This is a genomic window from Pseudomonas extremorientalis, assembly GCF_001870465.1.
GTDB classification, from domain to species: domain Bacteria; phylum Pseudomonadota; class Gammaproteobacteria; order Pseudomonadales; family Pseudomonadaceae; genus Aquipseudomonas; species Aquipseudomonas extremorientalis.
Window position 1 is genome coordinate 1 of record NZ_MDGK01000051.1, and the last position, 3099, is coordinate 3099.

General features: G+C 50.8%; 1 rRNA gene. It reads left to right on the forward strand.

The features are described from left to right. Window positions 1-187: 187 nt before the first annotated feature. Window positions 188-3079 (forward strand): 23S ribosomal RNA (locus tag BFN10_RS19105). The last annotated feature ends 20 nt before the right edge of the window (window positions 3080-3099 follow it).

Sequence of the window (3099 nt, forward strand, 5' to 3'; positions counted from 1 at the left end):
TTGATTTCTAGTCTTTGATTAGATCGTTCTTTAAAAATTTGGGTATGTGATAGAAAGATAGACTGAACGTTACTTTCACTGGTAACGGATCAGGCTAAGGTAAAATTTGTGAGTTCTCTTAATTGAGAAATTCGAATTTTCGGCGAATGTCGTCTTCACAGTATAACCAGATTGCTTGGGGTTATATGGTCAAGTGAAGAAGCGCATACGGTGGATGCCTTGGCAGTCAGAGGCGATGAAAGACGTGGTAGCCTGCGAAAAGCTTCGGGGAGTCGGCAAACAGACTTTGATCCGGAGATGTCTGAATGGGGGAACCCAGCCATCATAAGATGGTTATCTTGTACTGAATACATAGGTGCAAGAGGCGAACCAGGGGAACTGAAACATCTAAGTACCCTGAGGAAAAGAAATCAACCGAGATTCCCTTAGTAGTGGCGAGCGAACGGGGACTAGCCCTTAAGTGGCTTTGAGATTAGCGGAACGCTCTGGAAAGTGCGGCCATAGTGGGTGATAGCCCTGTACGCGAAAATCTCTTAGTCATGAAATCGAGTAGGACGGAGCACGAGAAACTTTGTCTGAATATGGGGGGACCATCCTCCAAGGCTAAATACTACTGACTGACCGATAGTGAACTAGTACCGTGAGGGAAAGGCGAAAAGAACCCCGGAGAGGGGAGTGAAATAGATCCTGAAACCGTATGCGTACAAGCAGTGGGAGCCTACTTTGTTAGGTGACTGCGTACCTTTTGTATAATGGGTCAGCGACTTATTTTCAGTGGCGAGCTTAACCGAATAGGGGAGGCGTAGCGAAAGCGAGTCTTAATAGGGCGTCTAGTCGCTGGGAATAGACCCGAAACCGGGCGATCTATCCATGGGCAGGTTGAAGGTTGGGTAACACTAACTGGAGGACCGAACCGACTACCGTTGAAAAGTTAGCGGATGACCTGTGGATCGGAGTGAAAGGCTAATCAAGCTCGGAGATAGCTGGTTCTCCTCGAAAGCTATTTAGGTAGCGCCTCATGTATCACTGTAGGGGGTAGAGCACTGTTTCGGCTAGGGGGTCATCCCGACTTACCAAACCGATGCAAACTCCGAATACCTACAAGTGCCGAGCATGGGAGACACACGGCGGGTGCTAACGTCCGTCGTGAAAAGGGAAACAACCCAGACCGTCAGCTAAGGTCCCAAAGTTATGGTTAAGTGGGAAACGATGTGGGAAGGCTTAGACAGCTAGGAGGTTGGCTTAGAAGCAGCCACCCTTTAAAGAAAGCGTAATAGCTCACTAGTCGAGTCGGCCTGCGCGGAAGATGTAACGGGGCTCAAACCATACACCGAAGCTACGGGTATCACGTAAGTGATGCGGTAGAGGAGCGTTCTGTAAGCCTGTGAAGGTGAGTTGAGAAGCTTGCTGGAGGTATCAGAAGTGCGAATGCTGACATGAGTAACGACAATGGGTGTGAAAAACACCCACGCCGAAAGACCAAGGTTTCCTGCGCAACGTTAATCGACGCAGGGTTAGTCGGTCCCTAAGGCGAGGCTGAAAAGCGTAGTCGATGGAAAACAGGTTAATATTCCTGTACTTCTGGTTATTGCGATGGAGGGACGGAGAAGGCTAGGCCAGCTTGGCGTTGGTTGTCCAAGTTTAAGGTGGTAGGCTGAGATCTTAGGTAAATCCGGGATCTTAAGGCCGAGAGCTGATGACGAGTTACCTTTTAGGTGACGAAGTGGTTGATGCCATGCTTCCAAGAAAAGCTTCTAAGCTTCAGGTAACCAGGAACCGTACCCCAAACCGACACAGGTGGTTGGGTAGAGAATACCAAGGCGCTTGAGAGAACTCGGGTGAAGGAACTAGGCAAAATGGCACCGTAACTTCGGGAGAAGGTGCGCCGGTGAGGGTGAAGGACTTGCTCCGTAAGCTCATGCCGGTCGAAGATACCAGGCCGCTGCGACTGTTTATTAAAAACACAGCACTCTGCAAACACGAAAGTGGACGTATAGGGTGTGACGCCTGCCCGGTGCCGGAAGGTTAATTGATGGGGTTAGCTAACGCGAAGCTCTTGATCGAAGCCCCGGTAAACGGCGGCCGTAACTATAACGGTCCTAAGGTAGCGAAATTCCTTGTCGGGTAAGTTCCGACCTGCACGAATGGCGTAACGATGGCGGCGCTGTCTCCACCCGAGACTCAGTGAAATTGAAATCGCTGTGAAGATGCAGTGTATCCGCGGCTAGACGGAAAGACCCCGTGAACCTTTACTATAGCTTTGCACTGGACTTTGAATTTGCTTGTGTAGGATAGGTGGGAGGCTTTGAAGCGTGGACGCCAGTTCGCGTGGAGCCATCCTTGAAATACCACCCTGGCAACTTTGAGGTTCTAACTCAGGTCCGTTATCCGGATCGAGGACAGTGTATGGTGGGTAGTTTGACTGGGGCGGTCTCCTCCTAAAGAGTAACGGAGGAGTACGAAGGTGCGCTCAGACCGGTCGGAAATCGGTCGTAGAGTATAAAGGCAAAAGCGCGCTTGACTGCGAGACAGACACGTCGAGCAGGTACGAAAGTAGGTCTTAGTGATCCGGTGGTTCTGTATGGAAGGGCCATCGCTCAACGGATAAAAGGTACTCCGGGGATAACAGGCTGATACCGCCCAAGAGTTCATATCGACGGCGGTGTTTGGCACCTCGATGTCGGCTCATCACATCCTGGGGCTGAAGCCGGTCCCAAGGGTATGGCTGTTCGCCATTTAAAGTGGTACGCGAGCTGGGTTTAGAACGTCGTGAGACAGTTCGGTCCCTATCTGCCGTGGACGTTTGAGATTTGAGAGGGGCTGCTCCTAGTACGAGAGGACCGGAGTGGACGAACCTCTGGTGTTCCGGTTGTCACGCCAGTGGCATTGCCGGGTAGCTATGTTCGGAATAGATAACCGCTGAAAGCATCTAAGCGGGAAACTAGCCTCAAGATGAGATCTCACTGGAACCTTGAGTTCCCTGAAGGGCCGTCGAAGACTACGACGTTGATAGGTTGGGTGTGTAAGCGCTGTGAGGCGTTGAGCTAACCAATACTAATTGCCCGTGAGGCTTGACCATATAACACCCAAGCAATTTGA